Below are 18,079 nucleotides of genomic sequence, written 5' to 3'. Positions count from 1 at the left end.
GCCCGGTGGCGGGTCCTCAGAGGGCCAGGGAGGCGGCGGCGGTGGTGGCCGGCGGTGGGGGGAGGAGTTGGGAGGGGACGTGGTGGGCCGCGAGGGCGGTCCGCAGCTTCTGCACGTCGGTGCCGAACCTGACCAGCTGCACCGGGCCGACCGGGGTGGGCGGGGAGCACAGCACCAGTCCGGTGGCGCGGCCCGGCCAGCCGGGCACGGTGTTGACCAGTCCGGCGCGTACGTCGTCGTCGACGACCTGGGTGAACACGGTGCCGGGGGCGACGACGTCGATGACCGAGGCGATCGCCGCGGCGACCACCGCCGGATCGGGGCGGGACTCGCCGGGGCGGTCCGGCAGGTGTGCGGCGTCGGCCAGCCCGGCCGCCCGGGCCTCGGCGGTGCCGAGCGAGAAGAGGTCCATCGAGGCGTCCCGCACCAGCACCCGGGCGCCGTCGCCGTCGTCGTCCTGCCCCGCGGTGAGGTAGCCCCGGACCACCGCGACCGGCATCTGGTCGCACTTGCCCTTGATCAGTTCGCCCGCGCCGGCCAACTCGTCGACCACGGCCATCTGGGTCAGCACCAGCTCGTTGCCGTACGGGTCGACCTCGCCCCGGTGGTCCCGGATCGCGTCCATCCCGGCCACGCCGAGGGCCACGTCGGTGAGCCCGTTGCGCCACGGCCGACCCATGGTGTCGCTGATGATCACGGCGACGTTCACGCCGCTGTGGGCCCGCAGGCCGGCGCGGAGTGCGCGGGCCGAGGCGTCCGGGTCCTCCGGGAGCAGCACCAGCCGGGTCTTGTCGACGTTCGAGGCGTCGATGCCGGCCGCCGCCATCACGAAGCCGTGCCGGGTCTGCACGATCCGGGTCGGGCCGCGTGACGCCACCACCCGGACCGTCTCCGAGGCCAGCACCTCGTCGCGGGCGGCCTGCCGGTCCGGGCCGTCGGCGGGTACGTCCACCAGCCGCCCCTCCGCCTTCGAGACGATCTTGCTGGTCACCACCAGCACGTCGCCGTCGCGCAGCCAGGGTGCCGCGCCTCCGATCAGCGCCGCCAGGTCGTCGCCCTCGGTCACGTGGCCGATGCCCGGCACCGGCAGGATCTCCAGTCTCACGTCAACTCCACCGCGGCGCGGACCATCGCCGCCGTCGCCGCCTCGTCGGTCATCCGTAGCGGCACCGCGCGTACCGTCACGTCCGGCACCACCGTGTCCGCATCCTCCTCGGCGACCAGCCATCCGTCGAGCAGGCCGCCGTCGGCCCGGCTCCCGTACAGCCCGCCGACCCCGGCGGCGGTGCACGGCACACCGACCACCGAGAGGCACCGGTCCGCCATGCCGCGTACCGGCGCGCCACCGATGATCGGCGACACCCCGACCACCGGGGCCGGACCGCCGGTCAGCGCCGCCCGCACGCCCGGTACGGCGAGGATCGGCGCGATGCTGACCACCGGGTTGCTCGGTGCCACCAGCACCACGTCGGCGTCGGCGATCGCCTCCGTCACGCCGGGCGCCGGCTTCGCGGCCTCCGCACCGACGAAGACGAACCGGTGCGTCGGCACCTGGGCGCGGTACCGGATCCACCACTCCTGGAAGTGGATCGCCCGCTGCCCGTCGGTGCCGTCGCCGGCCTCGTCGGGCGGGGTCACCACGACGTGCGTCTCCAGGCGGTCGTCGGTCGCCGGCAGCAGGCGTACGCCGGGCTGCCAGCGGGTCGCCAACGCGTCGGTCACCTGGTGCAGCGGGTACCCGGCGTCGAGCATGGTGGTGCGTACCAGATGGGTGGCCAGGTCCTTGTCGCCGAGCCCGAACCAGCTCGGCTCGGCACCGTACGCGGCCAACTCGGTCTTGACCGTCCAGCTCTCGCCGGTACGACCCCAGCCGCGCTCGGGGTCCGCCCCGCCACCGAGGGTGTACATGACGCTGTCCAGGTCCGGGCAGACCCGGAGCCCGTGCAGGCGAAGATCGTCGCCGACGTTGACCACGGCGGTCACCTCGGCACCCACCTCACGGGCGTACGCACGCACCCCGAGCAGGAACCGGGCACCCCCGATTCCGCCGGTCAGAACCACGACACGCATCAGCCCATCCTCGCCTACGTGACGCCTCCGTCGGCCAGTCGTCCGGGGAGACTAGGCTCACGTCGGCACCTGTCCGCTTTCGCCCCCAGGGAGAGTCCGTGACCAGCCCCGTGGAGCAACCGCCCACCGAACCGACCCCGGCCCGTCAGGTGACCGGGCCGCTTCGGGAACTCGTCGCCCTCGTGCTCCTGGGCGCGAACGCCGTCTTCCTCTTCGTCGCGCTGATCCGGTTGGTCACCCCGCAGGGTGCCTACAGCACGGTGACCGGCCGGGCGGGCAGCGCGTTCTTCGCCTTCGTCGGGCTGGAGGCGATCGTCCTGCCGCTGCTGGCGGTGCTGCTCGCCACCCACCTCGCCCCGGTGGTCGGCAAGGCGAAGCTGATCACGCAGGTGGCTCTGGTCGAGTACGCGGTCAGCGTCGTGCTCGGCGGCCTGACGCTGCTGATCTGGACGGTCGGCCGGCTGGCCGAGGCACAAATCTTCGACGCCCTGACCGGCGTCCTCGTCCGGGCGGCCTGGGTGGCGTTGTTCGGCGCGGCGGCGTACGTGGTCTGGACCGTCTGGCGGCGGCTCTACCACGTGCCCAAGCCCAAGCAGGAGCCCGGACTGTACGGCAGCCCGCAGCAGGGCTGGGCCCCGCAGGGCAACCCGGGGCAGCCCGGTGGCTACCCGGGTGGGTGGCAGCAGCAGCCCGGTCCGGGTGGCGGTTGGTCCGGTGGCGAGCAGTCCGGCGGATACCCCGGCCAGGTCGGCTACCCGGGCGCGGGTCAGCCCGGCGGTTACCCCGGCCAGCCGGGGGGTTACCCCGGTTCTCAGCCGGGCGGATTCCCCGGTGGTCAGCCGGGCGGGGACCAGCCGCAGCCGGGTTGGCCGGTGGCGGGCCAGGCGCCCGGCGGGCCGCCGTCCGCCCCGCACACCTGGCCGCCGCACGGCCAGCCGGTCGTGCCGCCGCAGCCGCCGGCGCCGACCTCTCCGGCGGCACCGCCCTTCGGGCAGCCCCCGTCGGCCGACCCGACCCAGACCATCCCCCGGCAGAGCACCGAGCCGGGCCAGGCGACGCCGCCTCCGGGTGAGGGCGACCGCACCCAGCGGATCGACCCGGGCGACAAGTCGGCCTGACCGGCGTGACACCCGGCCGGGCGGCCGGGTGCGGTTGCCCACGTGGGGGGTGTGCCGCCGGTGCCAGCGCCTAGGCTGGGCGGATGGTTGATCGCAGCGAGCCTGGGCCTGCGGAGGCGGCCGTCCGCCGGGCCCTGCGTCGGGCCGCCGCCGGCCGGGCGCTCGACGTCGACGAGGCGTCCGCACTGCTGAGTGCGCGCGGCACCGCCCTCACCGAACTGCTCGACGTCGCCGGCGCGATCCGCGACGCCGGCCTGCGGGACGCCGGGCGGCCGGGTGTGGTCACGTACTCGAAGAAGGTCTTCGTGCCGTTGACCCGGCTCTGCCGGGACCGCTGCCACTACTGCACCTTCGCCACGGTGCCGCACCGGCTGCCGGCGGCGTTCCTCGACCGCGACGAGGTGCTCGCCATCGCCCGCGCCGGTGCGGCTCAGGGCTGCAAGGAGGCGCTGTTCACCCTCGGCGACCGGCCGGAGGAGCGCTGGCCGGCGGCCCGGCAGTGGCTGGACGAGCGGGGTTACGAATCCACGCTTGACTACGTGCGGGCCTGCGCGGTGGCGGTGCTGGAGGAGACGGGCCTGCTGCCGCACCTGAATCCGGGCGTGCTCTCCTGGTCGGAGTTGCAACGGCTCAAGCCGGTCGCGCCCAGCATGGGGATGATGCTGGAGACCACCGCGACCCGGCTCTGGTCGGAGCCGGGCGGCCCGCACTACGGCTCGCCCGACAAGGAACCGGCGGTCCGGTTGCGGGTGCTCGACGACGCCGGTCGGGTCGGCGTCCCCTTCACCACCGGCATCCTGATCGGCATCGGCGAGACGCCCGCCGAACGGGTGGACGCGATCTTCGCCATCCGGCGGGCGCACCGGGAGTACGGCCACCTCCAGGAGGTGATCGTGCAGAACTTTCGCGCCAAGCCGGACACCGCGATGCGCGGCATGCCGGACGCGGAACTGCACGACCTGGCGGCCACCGTCGCGGTGGCCCGGCTGTTGCTCGGCCCGAAGGCCCGCATCCAGGCGCCGCCGAACCTCATCGCCGGCGAGTACGACCTGTTGCTGCGGGCCGGCATCGACGACTGGGGCGGCGTCTCGCCGGTGACCCCGGACCACGTCAACCCGGAACGCCCGTGGCCGCAGCTCGACGAGTTGGCGGCGCGTACCGCCGCCGCCGGGTTCACGCTGCGCGAGCGGCTGACCGTCTACCCGGAGTACGTCCGGGCCGGTGAGCCGTGGCTGGATCCGCGCCTGCTGCCGCACGTCACCGCGTTGGCCGAGCCGGCGACCGGGCTCGCCGTGGAGTCGGCCCGGCCGGTCGGCCGTCCCTGGCAGGAGCCGGACGAGACCTTCGGCGGGCGAACCGATCTGCACGTCGACATCGACCGCACGGGACGGACCGAGGACCGGCGGGGCGACTTCGACCACGTCTACGGGGACTGGTCGGAGGTGGCGGCCAAGGTCGCCGTACCGCCCGCCGGTCCGGCCGGTCGGTCGGTCGCCGCCGGTGCCGGTGACGCCGACCTGCGGGCGGGGCTGCGGCTGGCCGCCGACAACCCGGCGGCGCTCCTCGAACCCCGGCACGCCGACGCCGCGATGGCGCTGTTCGGCGCGGACGGCCCGGCGCTGGACGAACTCTGCCGCCGCGCCGACGACCTGCGCCGGGACACGGTCGGCGACGACGTCACGTACGTCGTCAACCGCAACATCAACTTCAGCAACGTCTGCTACGTGGGTTGCCGGTTCTGTGCCTTCGCGCAGCGGGAGCGGGACGCCGACGCGTACCGCCTGTCGGTGGAGCAGGTCGCCGACCGGGCGCAGGAGGCCTGGGACGCCGGTGCCGGCGAGGTCTGCATCCAGGGCGGTATCGACCCGAAGTTGCCGGTCACCGTCTATGCCGACCTGGTCCGCGCGATCAAGGCGCGGGTGCCCCGGATGCACGTGCACGCCTTCTCCCCGATGGAGATCGCCACCGCCGCCGCGAAGGCCGGGGTGTCGGTGAAGGAGTGGCTGACCGGGTTGCGCGAGGCGGGGCTGGACACCATCCCCGGGACGGCGGCGGAGATCCTCGACGACGAGGTGCGCTGGGTGCTGACCAAGGGCAAACTGCCGACCGCCGCCTGGGTCGAGGTGGTCAGCACCGCCCACGAGCTGGGCCTCCGGTCCAGCTCCACGATGATGTACGGCCACGTGGACCATCCCGGGCAGTGGCTGGCGCACTTCCGGGTGCTGGCCGGTGTGCAGGACCGCACCGGCGGGTTCACCGAGTTCGTGGCGCTGCCCTTCGTGCACACCAACGCCCCGATCTACCTGGCCGGCATCGCCCGGCCGGGGCCGACCTGGCGGGAGAACCGGGTGGTGCACGCGATGGCCCGGGTGCTCCTGCACGGTCGGATCGACAACATCCAGTGCTCCTGGGTGAAGCTGGGCGACGAGGGCACGGTCGAGATGCTCCGCAGCGGCTGCAACGACCTGGGCGGCACGTTGATGGAGGAGACCATCTCGCGGATGGCCGGTTCGGGCAACGGTTCCGCGCGGACCGAGGAGCAGCTACGGGCGATCGCGACGGCGGCCGGTCGTCCGGCGCGTAGGCGTACGACTTCGTACGGTCACCTCAGCGCCTAGCGTCGAACCTTCGCGCGTCCCCGGCCGTACCTGTCGATGCCGGCGGCGGGATCGGCGAGGACCGCCGCCGGCACCCGAGATTCGGGGGCCTTCGCGGTCCGTGCGGCGACCCCCGTCCGTCCTTGCGGGCGCCTGCGCGCCGCCGGAAAGGTTGGCCATGATCACTGAGAGAAGGCGGACGCGGCAGTGGCCGCGACTGACCCGCCGGCAGACGTTGACGGCTGCGGCCAGCGCCACGCTCGGCGCCGCCGCCCTGGCGGTGCCGGGCCTCTCGGCCGCCGGGGACGACGACAAGGGGGTCGCGGCCGGCGCGGACGAGACGATCGTGGTGCACCTGCGCGACGCCCGCTCCGGCACGATGGACGTCTTCGTGGGCCAGTCCCGCATCGAGGTGCGGGACCGTGGTCTGGCGGACCGGCTGCGCAAGGCCGCCGCCCGGCGCTGACCGTGCCCACCCGACCTCCGCCCGCCACGCCGGGCGTTGCCGACCGCGGCGCCCGTCACCGGCGCTGAGCGGTCACCCGCCGCCGCCGTACGGGCGGCCGCGTACTCCGGTCCGGCGCGGGCTCTCGGCGCCCGGCCGTCCGTCCAATGCACACTTTTGCCCCGTGAGGTGGGTTCGTCATGTCGTCACACCGCGAAGCGCCGGAGATCGCCAAGGATCCGGTCGCCGATTCGTCGGACCTGTACGCCTTCGTCACGCCGGACCGTCCGGACACGGTGACGCTGATCGCCAACTACGTACCGTTGCAACTGCCCTCGGGCGGCCCGAACTTCTTCGAGTTCGGCGACGACGTGCGCTACGAGATCCACATCGACAACAACGGTGACGGGCAGCCGGACGTCACCTACCGTTTCGAATTCACCACCGAAATCACGAACCCGAATAGTTTTCTCTACAACACCGGGCCGATCGATTCGCTGGACAGCGAGAACTGGAACCGACGGCAGTTCTACAGCCTGACCCGGATCGCCGGTGGACGGGAAGAGCGGCTGGCGCGCAAACTGCCCTGCCCGCCGTGCAACGTCGGCCCACTTTCCACCCCGAAGTACGGCGAGTTGGTCCGCCAGGCCACCTTCTCGCTCTCCACCGGCGAGAAGGTCTTCGCCGGGCAGCGCGCCGACGGCTTCTTCGTCGACCTCGGTGCGATCTTCGACCTCGGTACGCTGCGCCCGTTCCAGCAGCTGCACGTGGCCGGCAAGAAGATCTTCCGGGAGCCCGGCACGCCGGTGAACACCACCGACCGGCTCAACGTGCACAGCATCGCCCTCCAGGTGCCGCTGGACCGGGCGCGCCGCAAGGCGAACCGGTATCACTGGCAGGAACCCGCCTCGGTGATCGGCGTCTGGACCTCGGCGTCCCGCCGCCAGGTGCGGGTGCTCGGCGACAGGGTGGCCGCCGACACGAGCACCGGGCCGTTCACCCAGGTGTCCAGGTTGGGCAACCCACTGTTCAACGAGGTCATCGTGCCGATGGCACAGAAGGACCTGTGGAACACCCTGCCGCCGTCGGAGGACAAGCGGTTCGCGAAGTTCGTCGAGCGACCCGAGTTGGCCGCCCTGCTGCCGGTGCTCTACCCGGGCGTCTTCCCCAACCTGGAGAAGCTGAACAAGTCCGAGAAGGCGCGGGCGGACCTGGTCGCGATCCTGCTCACCGGTGTCCCGGAGGGACTGATCGACGGCTTCACCAACGCCACCGGCGACGTGCAGGCCGACATGCTGCGCCTGAACACCGCGATCCCGCCGGCCCGCCGCCCGAACGCCATCGGCGTACTCGCCGGTGACCTGGCCGGTTTCCCGAACGGTCGGCGGGTCACCGACGACGTGGTGACGATCGCGCTGCGGGCCATCGCGGGTCTGACGGTGCCGCTGGTGGACCGGAAGTTCCAGCCGGACGAGGCGGCCGCCGCGGTCACCCCGGGGTTGAGCGCCGCCGACGTGACCGCGCCGTTCCTGCGCAACTTCCCCTTCCTCGGTACGCCCTACGACGGCTTCAACAACCCGGGAGCGGCGGCATGAGCGAGCGGAGCGAGCGAGTCATCGACTCAGGGGTGTGCCGGCGCGGAGCGCAGCGGAGGACGGCATGAGCGAGCGAATCATCGGTGCGGTCGGCCCTCGTGCCGGCGCGGAGCGTAGCGGAGGGTCGGCATGAGCGGGCATGTGCACACATACGGTCCGACGGGGAGCGCGACTGTTGTGCTTGACCTGGGCGGGGAGACCGGTGCCCTGATCGTGCACACCGGACGTCACCTGCTCGGTCGGGAAATCGAGGTCAGCCGCCCGGACCACGACGACGAGCCGCGGACCCACTCCGCCGTACGCGAGCGGCAGGTCCTGGACGGTACCTTCCACAGTGCGGTCTACCCGGACCTACCGGCAGGTACCTATACCGTCTGGTGGGACGACGATACGCCCGCCGGGACGGTCCGGGTGGCCGGTGGCGTGGTCTCCGAATTCACGTGGCCCACCAGCCTTTCCGCGACTTCCGACTGACCGCGCCGACTGTCTCACGACCGCGCCCCGTCCACGATGTGGACGGGGCGCGGTCGTCGTATGCCCGGTGGACGGGCGGTCCCGGCGAAGTCGGGCTAATCTTGCGGGTCAAGATCAACCGATCTTGTCGGGTGGCCTTCCGAAGGCCGGCGCGGGGTGTGATCACCGCTGTCCCGGGCCGTGCGCCACGGGAGAAAACTCGGGCAACTCGCCGGAGAGGGCGTTACTCGGCCGGGGTCTGAATCGATAGGGCAGGGCGAGACCGGGTGCGTGTCGGGAGGGCGACTCCATTATCAAGTTTGGCTTGACGCCGCACGCATTACACGCGTGTAATTTGAATGGGGTTGTTCGCACGAACCGCATCATAACGGGACCGGACGGACAAGCACGCCTTTCGCGTGGGGGGTTGCAGCGGCGATGGCGCCGGTGCGCGACAAGGAGGCAATTGATGGACGGCCAGCTCGAGGCGGCCGACCTGCTCGGAAACGCGCCGGAGTGGCAGGAGCGAGCGCTGTGCTCGCAGACCGACCCGGAGGCGTTCTTTCCCGAGAAGGGCGGCTCGACCCGCGAAGCGAAGCGCATCTGCTCGCGGTGCGAGGTCAAGACCGAATGCCTCGAATACGCTCTCGGCCACGACGAGCGGTTCGGGATCTGGGGTGGGCTCTCCGAGCGTGAGCGGCGCAAGCTCAAGCGGCGAGCAGCCTGAGTCGTCGGGAAGGGACGGTCGGGGGACGTCCCGCCCCGGGGGTGACGATGTGCCGTGGGGGGTCACGGCGGCCGGGTCAGGCCAACTCGTCCGGGTCGACGCCGAGCAGGTTCGCCACCTGCTCGATGATCACGTCGTGCACCAGGTCGGCGAGATCCTCGCGGTCCATGGCCCGGAACTCCAGCGGGCGGCGGTACAGCACGATGCGAGGTGGCACCTCCTGACGTCCCGGCCGACCCGGCAGCAGCCGGGCCAACGGCACCTCGCCGTCCTCCAGCACGTCGGTGTCATAGACGTTGAGATCCGGCGGGACGTCCTCGACGGCGAACTCCACCCCGGCGAGTTCCTTGGCGAAGCGTCGCTCCAGCGTCTCGACGGTGTCCAGCACCAGGTCGTCGAAGATCTCCGCCTTGGTGCGCGCCAACGGCACAGTCGCCGGCACCAGCCGCCCACGCAGACCGCGCCCGTGCCGGTCGCGGTGCGCCCGCCGGCCGGGGCCGGGGCGGCGGTTCTCCGGACTCGTCATGAGCCAAAGGGTAGCCGCCACCGCGCCCCCGCCCGCATCAGCGCCGCCACCTGGCGCGCCGCGCCCCGGGCCGAAATGTGATCACCAAGACGGGCGTGTCGTAACGCGAACCGGTGCGCCGGACCCGGTAATGGGGATACCCTGCGCCCGTGAGGTCACCACGGCGCTGCTCCCGTAACGGCTGCCCCCGGCAAGCGGTCGCCACGCTGACCTATGTCTACAACGAGTCGACGGCCGTGGTGGGTCCGCTCGCCGCCTTCGCCGAGCCGCACACGTACGACCTGTGCGAGCCGCACGCCCGGAGCCTGACCGCACCGCGCGGCTGGGAGGTGGTCCGGCACGAGGGCGAGTTCGAGCCCCCGCCGCCCACCACCGACGACCTGGTCGCGCTCGCCGAGGCGGTCCGCGAAGCCGCCCGCCCGGCGCCCCGCCCTCCGCAGGACGACCAGACCCAGCAGGCCACACCCCCCACCACCTCCTCGCGGCGCGGCCACCTCCGCGTAATCCCCCCCACGCACTGACCCCCGCACCCTCACCCCACCCCGCGCTCTCCGCCCGCGCCCGGCGGCGCCCGCCCGCGCCCGCCCGCGCCCGGCGGCGTTGATCAAGAAGTTTGCGCCGATTTTTTGGCGCCTGGGCCGACCAAACTTCTTGATCAACGCGTCAAGGCGGGGCGGGAGGCGGGGTGGGAGGGGGCGGGGGAGGGGGTCAGTGGCCTAGGAGGCGGGAGAAGGTGGCGGCGCGGCGGGATGCCCGGCCGGTACGGGACTCGCGTTCGTCGGCGGAGAGCATCAGGCGGAGGCCGGCGTTGACCGCGAGCCAACGTAGGGGCTCCGGCTCCCATCGGGGCGAGCGGTGGTTGACCCAGGGCAGGCGCGTCAGCTCGGTCGGTTCGTTCCGGATCAGGTCGGCCAGCGTACGACCGGCGAGGTTGCTGGTGCCCACCCCGTCGCCGACGTACCCGCCGGCCCAGCCCAGCCCGTCGGCCCGGTGGTAGCCGACCGAGGCCGCCCAGTCCCGGGCCACCCCGAGCGGACCGCCCCAGGTGTGCGTGACCGGCACGTCGGGGCCGAGCGTCGGGAAGAGGTCGCCGAGCGTACGGCGGAGGGCGGCGAAGACCCGTGGCTCCCGGTCGTAGTCGGACCGGACCCGCGAGCCGAAGTGGTACGGGGCACCCCGCCCGCCGAAGGCGAGTCGGCCGTCGACCGTGCGTTGGCCGTAGATGATGACGTGCCGGTGGTCGGAGAACGTCTCCCGCTCGGCCAGCCCGATCTCGGCCCAGGTCTCGTCGGGCAGCGGCTCGGTGGCGATCATCAGTGAGTAGACCGGGGCGAGGGCCCGCCGGTGCCCGGTCAGCGCCGGCGTGTAGCCCTCGGTCGCCCGGATCACCACCGGGGCGCGTACGGTGCCGGCCGGGGTGACCGCCGCGCGGGGCCGGATCTCGGTGACCGGGGTGCGCTCGTGGATCGTGACGCCCCGGCGTTCCACGGCACGTGCCAGGCCACGGACCAGCCGCGCCGGGTGCACGGCCGCGCAGTGCGGCGTGTAGGTGGCGGCGCGTACCCCGGTGGCACCGCACCGGGCGACGGCCTCCGCCGGACCGAGCAGGTCCAGGTCCTCCGGGCCGAAACCGAACTGCCGCGCCTCGGCCACCGCCGCCCGGGCGCGCTGCACCTGCGGCGCGCTCCGGGCCAACACCACGGTGCCGCCGTACGACCAGTGGCAGTCGATGCCCTCGGCGGCGACCACCCGGCCGACCTCGCGGACCGTGTCGTGCATGGCGTGCTGCATGGCGATCGCGGCGTCCCGGCCGTGCCGCCGGGCCAACGCGGTCAGCGAGGTGGGCAGCAGCGCGGAGCACCAGCCGCCGTTACGCCCGGACGCGCCGAAGCCGGCCACCTGGCGTTCCAGGACCACGATCCGCAGGGCGGGCTCGGCCTCGGCGAGGTAGTACGCCGTCCACAGTCCGGTGTAGCCCGCGCCCACGATGACCACGTCGGCGACGGTGTCACCGGCCAGCGGCGGGCGTGGCGTCAACGGCTCGTCCACGGTGGACAGCCAGTACGACAGGTCCTGGTAGGCCACCACCGCCTCCTAGAGTCTGGTCCAGGCCTCGGTGAGTACGCCGCGCAGGATCTGTTCGATCTCGTCGAACTGCTGCTGCCCGGCGATCAGCGGTGGGGCGAGCTGCACCACCGGGTCCCCCCGGTCGTCGGCCCGGCAGTACAGCCCGGCGGAGAACAACGCGCTGGACAGGAAGCCGCGCAGCAGTCGTTCCGACTCGGCCTCGTCGAAGGTCTCCCGGGTGGTCTTGTCCTTGACCAGCTCGATGCCGTAAAAGTAGCCGTCGCCCCGGACGTCGCCGACGATCGGCAGGTCGTGCAGCTTCTCCAGGGTCGACCGGAAGGCCGCCTCGTTGGCGCGTACGTGCCCGACGAGGTCCTCACGGGCGAAGACCTCCAGGTTGGCCAGGGCCACCGCGCAGGAGACCGGGTGCCCGCCGAAGGTCACCCCGTGGGCGAACATGCCGGTCTCGGTGAGGAACGGCTCCATCAGCCGGTCGCTGGCGATCATCGCGCCGAGCGGGGCGTACCCCGAGGTGATGCCCTTGGCGGTGGTGATGATGTCCGGCTGGTATCCGTAACGGGTCGCGCCGAAGTACTCGCCGAGCCGACCCCACGAGCAGATCACCTCGTCGCTGACCAGCAGCACGTCGTACGCGTCGCAGATCTCGCGGACCCGCTCGAAGTAGCCGGGCGGCGGTGGGAAGCAGCCGCCCGAGTTCTGCACCGGCTCCAGGAAGACCGCCGCGACGGTGTCCGGCCCCTCCCGCTCGATGGCCCGTCCGATCTCCTCGGCGGCCCAGCGACCGAACGCCACCGGGTCGTCACCGTGCTCCGGAGCCCGGTAGAAGTTGGTGTTCGGCACCTTGATCCCGCCCGGCACCAGCGGCTCGAAGTCCGTCTTGATGCCCGGCAGCCCGGTGATCGACAGGGCTCCCATGGAGGTGCCGTGATAGGCGATGTACCGGCTGACCACCTTGTGCTTGGTGGGCTTGCCGACCCGCTTGAAGTACGCCCGGGCCAGTTTCCAGGCCGCCTCGACCGCCTCCGACCCGCCGGTGGTGAAGAAGACCCGGTTGAGGTCGCCCGGGGCCAGCTCCGAGATCCGCTCGGCCAGCTCCACGGCGGTCGGGTGGGCGTACGACCAGAGCGGGAAGTACGCCAGCTCCCCGGCCTGCTTGGCGCCGGCCTCGGCCAGCTCGGTGCGACCGTGGCCGGCGTTGACCACGAAGAGCCCGGCGAGGCCGTCCAGGTAGCGGCGACCCTGCGAGTCCCAGACGTACGCGCCCTCGCCGCGCACGATCGTCGGTACCTCGCCTGCGGAGTAGCTCGCCATCCGGGTGAAGTGCATCCAGAGGTGGTCGGTGGCGTTCGCCATGTCAGCCCCATCGGGTCTCGGGCCGGTCAGGGGTTCACCGGCCGCTCTGTTCACGGTTATCCCACAGCCCGCCGCCGCGAGGCAAGTGCAATCGGTTGAACTTACGCCTCGATGCAACGGATTTAGCGAGCTTATCCGACTTAGTGCAACGGATTCCGCATCGCCACTGCCCTGCGCGGTGTCCTCCTGCGGGTCCGGCGCGTCAGCTCGTCGGGTCCCACTGATCTTCGCGCGCGCCAGTTCGCGATCAGCGTTGTCCGGCTCGCGGGGTGACCTCTCGGTCGCCTTTGCTCTGCTTCAACCACCGCAACGGTTTTCGTTCGACGGCAGTGCGCTGGTTGAAGCAGAGCAAAGGCGGCTGGTGGGAGGTCAGGTGCCTCGCTGTCGATCAGTCGAGATCTTGGACAGTTTCCGTTATCTACTAACGGAAACTTTCCAAGGTCCATGTTCGCGATGTGATGGCCGAACCGGCGCCGGCCGGCGACCTTAGCGTCGGCGGGCCTGCCCCGCCCGCTCCCGCCACCGGACCCGCCTCGCCCGCAGGTGGGTGGTGGAGGTGAATGGTGGGCGTCGGGTAGTGCGTCCTGTCCAGGGCATTCGAGGGGCATCTCGGTCGCACCTCAGATGCGCGAAACAGTCCCGCCCGCAACACGCCGAGACCGGGCGGACAGCGCCACCCAGAGTGTCTAGCGTGCGGCGCAACGTGACGCGTGGACGGAGGTCGGCAGATGAACGAGACACTGCGGTTGGCGATGGCGGACAAGGGCGAGACGGCTCAGTCGTTGGCCGGGAAGGTCGGCGTCGACCCGAAGACGGCGGGCCGTTGGGTGGCCGACGGGCGTACCCCGCATCCCGGCACCCGGGCCGCCGTCGCCGCCGTCCTCGGATGCCAGTCGAAGGAACTCTGGCCGGAGCCCCACCGTCGCCGGGACATGCCCTGGTTCCAGGAGTGGGCCCAACTGGAGCAGATCGCCAGCTCGCTGCGGTCGTACCAGCCGCTGCTGGTGCCGGGCCTGCTCCAGACCGAGGCGTACGCCCGAGCGGTGCTGGCGACCGGCGGCCTGGTGGCGCCGGTGCAGGTGGAGGAGATCGTGGCGGCGCGACTGGCCCGGCAGCGGGTGCTGGAGCGCGAGGTGCCGCTGCAACTGGTGGCGGTGATCGACGAGGTGGTGCTGCGTCGGCGGGTGGGCGGCGACCGGGCGGTGATGGCCGGGCAACTGCTCCACCTGGCCGAGTGGGGCGAGCGGGAGCACGTGCAGGTCCGGGTGATCCCGGCGGAGAACCCGTGGCACACCGGCCTGGCCGGGCCGTTCGTGCTGGCCCGGACGCCGGACGGCGGTGAGGCGGCCTATCTGGACAATCAGTTGCGCGGTCAGGTGGTGACCGAGCGTGCCGACCTTGCTAGCCTGGGCGCGAGATGGGAGAGCGTCACCGGTGAGGCGCTGCCCCGCCGCCGGTCCATCGAGCTGATCAGGGAAGTGGCGACGACATGGACATGACCGACGCCCGCTGGCGCACCGCCACCCGCAGCAGCAACAACGGCGGCGACTGCGTCGAGGTGGCCGACAACCTGCCCGGCCGGGTCCTGGTGCGCGACAGCAAGGATCGAGCCGGCGGCACCCTGACCTTCGCTCCCGACGCCTGGCGCGCGTTCCTCGCCACACCCCCGCGCTGACCTCCCGCACGGCCTTCCCGCACCGCACCCGCGCCTCACGCACGGCCCTCCCCGCACGGCCCTCCCCGCGCGGCACCGCGCCTCCCGCGCGGCCCTCCCCGCACGGCGATCATGGAGTTGTGGCAGCGACAAACCAGGGCGATCGGCGCGTTTCCGCGACCACAACTCCATGATCGCCGCGAGGGCGCGAGGGCGCGAGGGCGCGAGGGCGCGAGGGCGCGAGGGCGCGAGGGCGCGAGGGCGCGAGGGCGCGAGGGCGAGTGGGTGGGGGCGGGCGGTGGGGCGGGGGCGCGCGGGGCCGGGGCGGGTGGGGCGCGGGCGGGTGGGGCGAGGGCGCACGGGGCGGAGGCGCGCGCGGCGCATGATCAGGCGGTGCCCCAGCTGTAGGTCTGCTTGCGGAGTTTGAGGTAGACGAACGCCTCGGTGGAGAGCACGCCGGAGACCGCGCGCAGGCGTTGCAGGATCTCCAGCAGGTGCTCGTCGTTGCGGCAGACCACCTCGGCCAGCAGGTCGAAGGAGCCGGCGGTGATCACCACGTAGTCGACCTCGTCGAGTTCGGCGATCCGGTCCGCGACGCTCTCCAGGTCGCCGTCGGTACGCAGGCCGATCATGGCCTGGCGGGGGAAGCCGAGTTGGAGCGGATCGGTCACCGCGACGATCTGCATCACCCCGGCGTCGAGCAGCCGTTGTACGCGTTGACGTACCGCAGCCTCGGAGAGCCCGACCGCCTTGCCGATGGTCGCGTACGGGCGACGGCCGTCCTGCTGGAGCTGTTCGATGATCTGCTTGGCCACGTCGTCGAGCAGCACGTGGCTGGCGCCCTCCCGCACGCTGACCCGGCGTCCGCCGGTGCCGTTGTCCTGCTGCCGGTTCGTCATCGAGCGCTCCCCATGTCCATCACGGCGCTGAGCCTAGTGCCACCGCGCAGTCTGGCGTAATTCGTCGTCCACGGCTATTGCGGCTACGGAATCCCTTGTGAGCGAGGTTTCCTCATGTCAGGATCAGTCGTCCATCGCCATTGACCCTCCCGTCGGCGCGCCCACCCCCGTCCCGCCGCCGACGATGACCTGTAGGAGTCGTCACATGCGAAACGCTTACCGGCCCCTCACTCGGCGTGGTCTGCTCACCGGCACCCTCGGCTCGGCCGCGCTGCTCGCGGCGGGTGGCACTCTCGCCGGTTGCGGCACCCCCGGCGCGCAGCAGACCGAGGCCGGTTGTGTCAGCGAGGACCTGTCCGGCACGGAGAAGACTGTCGCCTTCTCCAACTGGCCGCAATACATGGACGTCGATGACGACGACGCGTCGAAGCGTCCCAGCCTCGACAAGTTCGTCACCGACACCGGCATCCAGGTGACCTATACCGAGGACGTCAACGACAACAACGAGTTCTTCGGCAAGGTGCAGAACCAGCTCGCCGCCTGTCAGGGCACCGGGCGGGACGTCATGGTGCTCACCGACTGGATGGCCGCCCGGATGATCCGGCTCGGCTGGATCCAGCGGCTCGAGAAGTCGAATCTGCCGAACGTCGAGGCGAACCTGCTGCCGTCGTTGCGGAACCGTCCCTTCGACGTGGACAACCACCTCGCCGTCCCGTGGCAGTCCGGCCTGGCCGGATTGGCGTACAACGGGCGGGTCACCCGGGAGATCCGGACCGTCGACGAGCTGCTCACCCGCGCCGACCTCAAGGGCAAGGTGACCGCGCTGACCGAGATGCGCGACACCATGGGCCTGCTGCTGATGTCGAACGGCCACAACCCGGCCGACTTCACCGCCAGCCAGTTCGACGACGCCCTGAACAAGCTCAAGAAGGCGGTCGACTCCGGGCAGATCCGCCGCTTCACCGGCAACGACTACGCCCCCGACCTGGCCAAGGGCGACATCGCGGCGTGCATCGGCTGGTCCGGCGACATCATCCAGCTCGGCTTCGACGACGAGCAGATCAAGTTCGTGGTGCCCGACTCCGGTGTGACGCTCTGGTCGGACAACATGCTCGTGCCGAACAAGGCCACCCACAAGGGCAACGCCGAGGCCCTGATCAACCACTACTACGAGCCGGCCATCGCCGCGCAGCTCGCCGCGTACGTCAACTACATCTGTCCGGTGCAGGGCGCGCAGGAGGAGATGGAGAAGATCGACCCGGAGTTGGCCGCCAACCCGCTGATCTTCCCGGACGAGGCGATCCTCTCCAAGGCCCGCGTCTTCATGGCCCTGGACGAGCAGCAGGAACGCGAGTACGAGACCAAGTTCCAGCAGGTTATCGGAGCGTGACGATGGCGCGGGACACTCCGGCCGGTGACCTGAGGCTGGCCGACCTCACCAAGACGTTCGGCCCGTTCACCGCCGTCGACGACCTGAGCCTGACCATTCCGCAGGGCTCGTTCTTCGCCCTGCTGGGTGCGTCCGGCTGCGGCAAGACCACCACGCTGCGCATGATCGCCGGGCTGGAGGAGCCGACCAGCGGGCAGGTGCTGCTCGGTGACCGGGACATCGCCCGGCTGCGCCCGTACAAGCGGCCGGTCAACACCGTGTTCCAGAGCTACGCCCTCTTCCCGCACCTGGACATCTTCGAGAACGTGGCCTTCGGCCTGCGGCGGCGCGGCATCCGCTCGGTCGACGGGCAGGTCCGCGAGATGCTGTCGCTGGTGCAGCTCGACGGGTACGAACGGCGTCGCCCGGCCCAGCTCTCCGGCGGGCAGCAGCAGCGGGTCGCGCTGGCCCGCGCGCTGATCAACCACCCGCAGGTGCTGCTGCTGGACGAGCCGCTCGGCGCGCTCGACCTCAAGCTGCGTCGGCAGATGCAGATCGAGCTCAAGCGCATCCAGACCGAGGTCGGCATCACCTTCGTACACGTCACCCACGACCAGGAGGAGGCCATGACGATGGCCGACACGGTCGCGGTGATGAACGCCGGGCGGATCGAGCAGCTCGGCCCACCCGCCGAGATCTACGAGTTCCCGGCCACCGCGTTCGTGGCCAACTTCCTCGGCCAGTCCAACCTGATCGCGGGCGAGGTCTCCGGCACCGACGGCGGCGACCTCCTGGTCACCGCGCACGGCGCGCGGTTCTCCGTGCCGTCGGCGCGGGCCCGCACCGACCAGGGTCCGGTCTTCCTGGGCGTACGCCCCGAGAAGCTGCACCTGGTCGGCGCCGCCGTGCAGGTGCCGGCCGGTAACCAGCACCTCGAAGGCACCGTCACCGACGCCTCCTACGTCGGGGTGAGCACGCAGTACCTGCTGCGCACCGGATGGGGCACCGAGCTGAGCGTCTTCGTCGCCAACAGCGGGGCGCAGCAGCGCTTCGCCGTCGGCGAGCGGGCCGTGGCGTACTGGGATCCGCAGCACGCCTTCCTGCTCGGGCGCCGCGCCGACGAGGAGGACCGGACCACTCCGGTCCTGGACGAGCCGGTCGGTGCGTCCTCATGAGCCAGCGACG

General features: G+C 71.8%; 17 protein-coding genes. 11 read left to right on the top strand and 6 right to left on the bottom strand.

Annotated elements, in window-relative coordinates; genetic code table 11:
- Positions 1-16 precede the first annotated feature (16 nt).
- A complete protein-coding gene (locus ACFYTT_RS06735; RefSeq protein WP_176092707.1) occupies positions 17-1,105 on the bottom strand; it encodes a coenzyme F420-0:L-glutamate ligase in 1,089 nt (362 codons plus the stop codon).
- Positions 1,102-2,070, bottom strand: a complete 969-nt coding sequence (cofD, locus tag ACFYTT_RS06730; RefSeq protein WP_387258007.1) for a 2-phospho-L-lactate transferase — start codon at positions 2,068-2,070, stop codon at positions 1,102-1,104. Before cofD ends, ACFYTT_RS06735 begins: the two co-directional genes overlap by 4 nt.
- Positions 2,071-2,168: 98 nt before the next feature.
- Between cofD and ACFYTT_RS06725 the strand changes: the two genes are divergently transcribed.
- From ACFYTT_RS06725 to ACFYTT_RS06700, 6 genes are all read left to right on the top strand, one after another.
- Positions 2,169-3,188 carry a hypothetical protein gene (locus ACFYTT_RS06725; protein ID WP_176092709.1) on the top strand — a complete coding sequence of 340 codons (1,020 nt, stop codon included), beginning with the start codon at positions 2,169-2,171 and terminating at the stop codon, positions 3,186-3,188.
- Between the two features lie 83 nt (positions 3,189-3,271).
- Positions 3,272-5,806, top strand: coding sequence for a bifunctional FO biosynthesis protein CofGH (locus tag ACFYTT_RS06720; protein ID WP_176092710.1), 2,535 nt, complete (start codon positions 3,272-3,274; stop codon positions 5,804-5,806).
- Positions 5,807-5,963: 157 nt separating this feature from the next.
- A complete protein-coding gene (locus ACFYTT_RS06715; protein ID WP_131055616.1) occupies positions 5,964-6,251 on the top strand; it encodes a hypothetical protein in 288 nt (95 codons plus the stop codon).
- A gap of 179 nt (positions 6,252-6,430) precedes the next feature.
- Positions 6,431-7,825, top strand: a complete 1,395-nt coding sequence (locus ACFYTT_RS06710) for a DUF4331 domain-containing protein (RefSeq protein WP_131055614.1) — start codon at positions 6,431-6,433, stop codon at positions 7,823-7,825.
- 177 nt (positions 7,826-8,002) lie between these two features.
- On the top strand, positions 8,003-8,299 hold the full coding sequence (locus tag ACFYTT_RS06705; RefSeq protein ID WP_357216703.1) for a phospholipase: 297 nt from the start codon (positions 8,003-8,005) through the stop codon (positions 8,297-8,299).
- A gap of 448 nt (positions 8,300-8,747) precedes the next feature.
- Positions 8,748-9,005 (top strand): WhiB family transcriptional regulator, encoded by a 258-nt coding sequence (locus ACFYTT_RS06700; protein WP_013731688.1) that lies wholly within the window; start codon positions 8,748-8,750, stop codon positions 9,003-9,005.
- Positions 9,006-9,081: 76 nt separating this feature from the next.
- Here ACFYTT_RS06700 and ACFYTT_RS06695 read toward each other — a convergent pair whose 3' ends face one another.
- Positions 9,082-9,531, bottom strand: a complete 450-nt coding sequence (locus tag ACFYTT_RS06695; RefSeq protein ID WP_117229420.1) for a metallopeptidase family protein — start codon at positions 9,529-9,531, stop codon at positions 9,082-9,084.
- Between the two features lie 149 nt (positions 9,532-9,680).
- Between ACFYTT_RS06695 and ACFYTT_RS06690 the strand changes: the two genes are divergently transcribed.
- Positions 9,681-10,052 carry a DUF3499 domain-containing protein gene (locus tag ACFYTT_RS06690; protein ID WP_387258006.1) on the top strand — a complete coding sequence of 124 codons (372 nt, stop codon included), beginning with the start codon at positions 9,681-9,683 and terminating at the stop codon, positions 10,050-10,052.
- Positions 10,053-10,239: 187 nt separating this feature from the next.
- Here the strand turns inward: ACFYTT_RS06690 and ACFYTT_RS06685 are convergent, their stop codons facing one another.
- Positions 10,240-11,616 (bottom strand): NAD(P)/FAD-dependent oxidoreductase, encoded by a 1,377-nt coding sequence (locus ACFYTT_RS06685; RefSeq protein WP_387258005.1) that lies wholly within the window; start codon positions 11,614-11,616, stop codon positions 10,240-10,242.
- Positions 11,617-11,625: 9 nt separating this feature from the next.
- Positions 11,626-12,972, bottom strand: a complete 1,347-nt coding sequence (locus tag ACFYTT_RS06680) for an aspartate aminotransferase family protein (protein WP_131056637.1) — start codon at positions 12,970-12,972, stop codon at positions 11,626-11,628.
- Between the two features lie 728 nt (positions 12,973-13,700).
- On the opposite strand from ACFYTT_RS06680, the gene ACFYTT_RS06675 reads away from it, so the two are divergent.
- Both ACFYTT_RS06675 and ACFYTT_RS06670 read left to right on the top strand, forming a co-directional pair.
- Positions 13,701-14,471, top strand: a complete 771-nt coding sequence (locus ACFYTT_RS06675; RefSeq protein ID WP_387258004.1) for a helix-turn-helix domain-containing protein — start codon at positions 13,701-13,703, stop codon at positions 14,469-14,471.
- Positions 14,462-14,647, top strand: coding sequence for a DUF397 domain-containing protein (locus tag ACFYTT_RS06670; protein WP_387258003.1), 186 nt, complete (start codon positions 14,462-14,464; stop codon positions 14,645-14,647). Before ACFYTT_RS06675 ends, ACFYTT_RS06670 begins: the two co-directional genes overlap by 10 nt.
- Positions 14,648-15,012: 365 nt before the next feature.
- Here the strand turns inward: ACFYTT_RS06670 and ACFYTT_RS06665 are convergent, their stop codons facing one another.
- A complete protein-coding gene (locus tag ACFYTT_RS06665) occupies positions 15,013-15,525 on the bottom strand; it encodes an Lrp/AsnC family transcriptional regulator (protein ID WP_131055490.1) in 513 nt (170 codons plus the stop codon).
- A gap of 205 nt (positions 15,526-15,730) precedes the next feature.
- Here ACFYTT_RS06665 and ACFYTT_RS06660 point away from each other — a divergent pair, with 205 nt between their 5' ends.
- Both ACFYTT_RS06660 and ACFYTT_RS06655 read left to right on the top strand, forming a co-directional pair.
- A complete protein-coding gene (locus ACFYTT_RS06660; RefSeq protein ID WP_387258002.1) occupies positions 15,731-16,915 on the top strand; it encodes an extracellular solute-binding protein in 1,185 nt (394 codons plus the stop codon).
- Between the two features lie 2 nt (positions 16,916-16,917).
- Complete coding sequence (locus ACFYTT_RS06655; RefSeq protein ID WP_176092716.1) at positions 16,918-18,069, top strand: ABC transporter ATP-binding protein; 1,152 nt, start codon at positions 16,918-16,920, stop codon at positions 18,067-18,069.
- Positions 18,070-18,079 lie beyond the last annotated feature (10 nt).

The sequence above is a fragment of the Micromonospora sp. NPDC003816 genome (assembly GCF_042874705.1).
Lineage (GTDB): Bacteria > Actinomycetota > Actinomycetes > Mycobacteriales > Micromonosporaceae > Micromonospora.
This window is presented reverse-complemented; position numbering and strand designations above follow the sequence as displayed.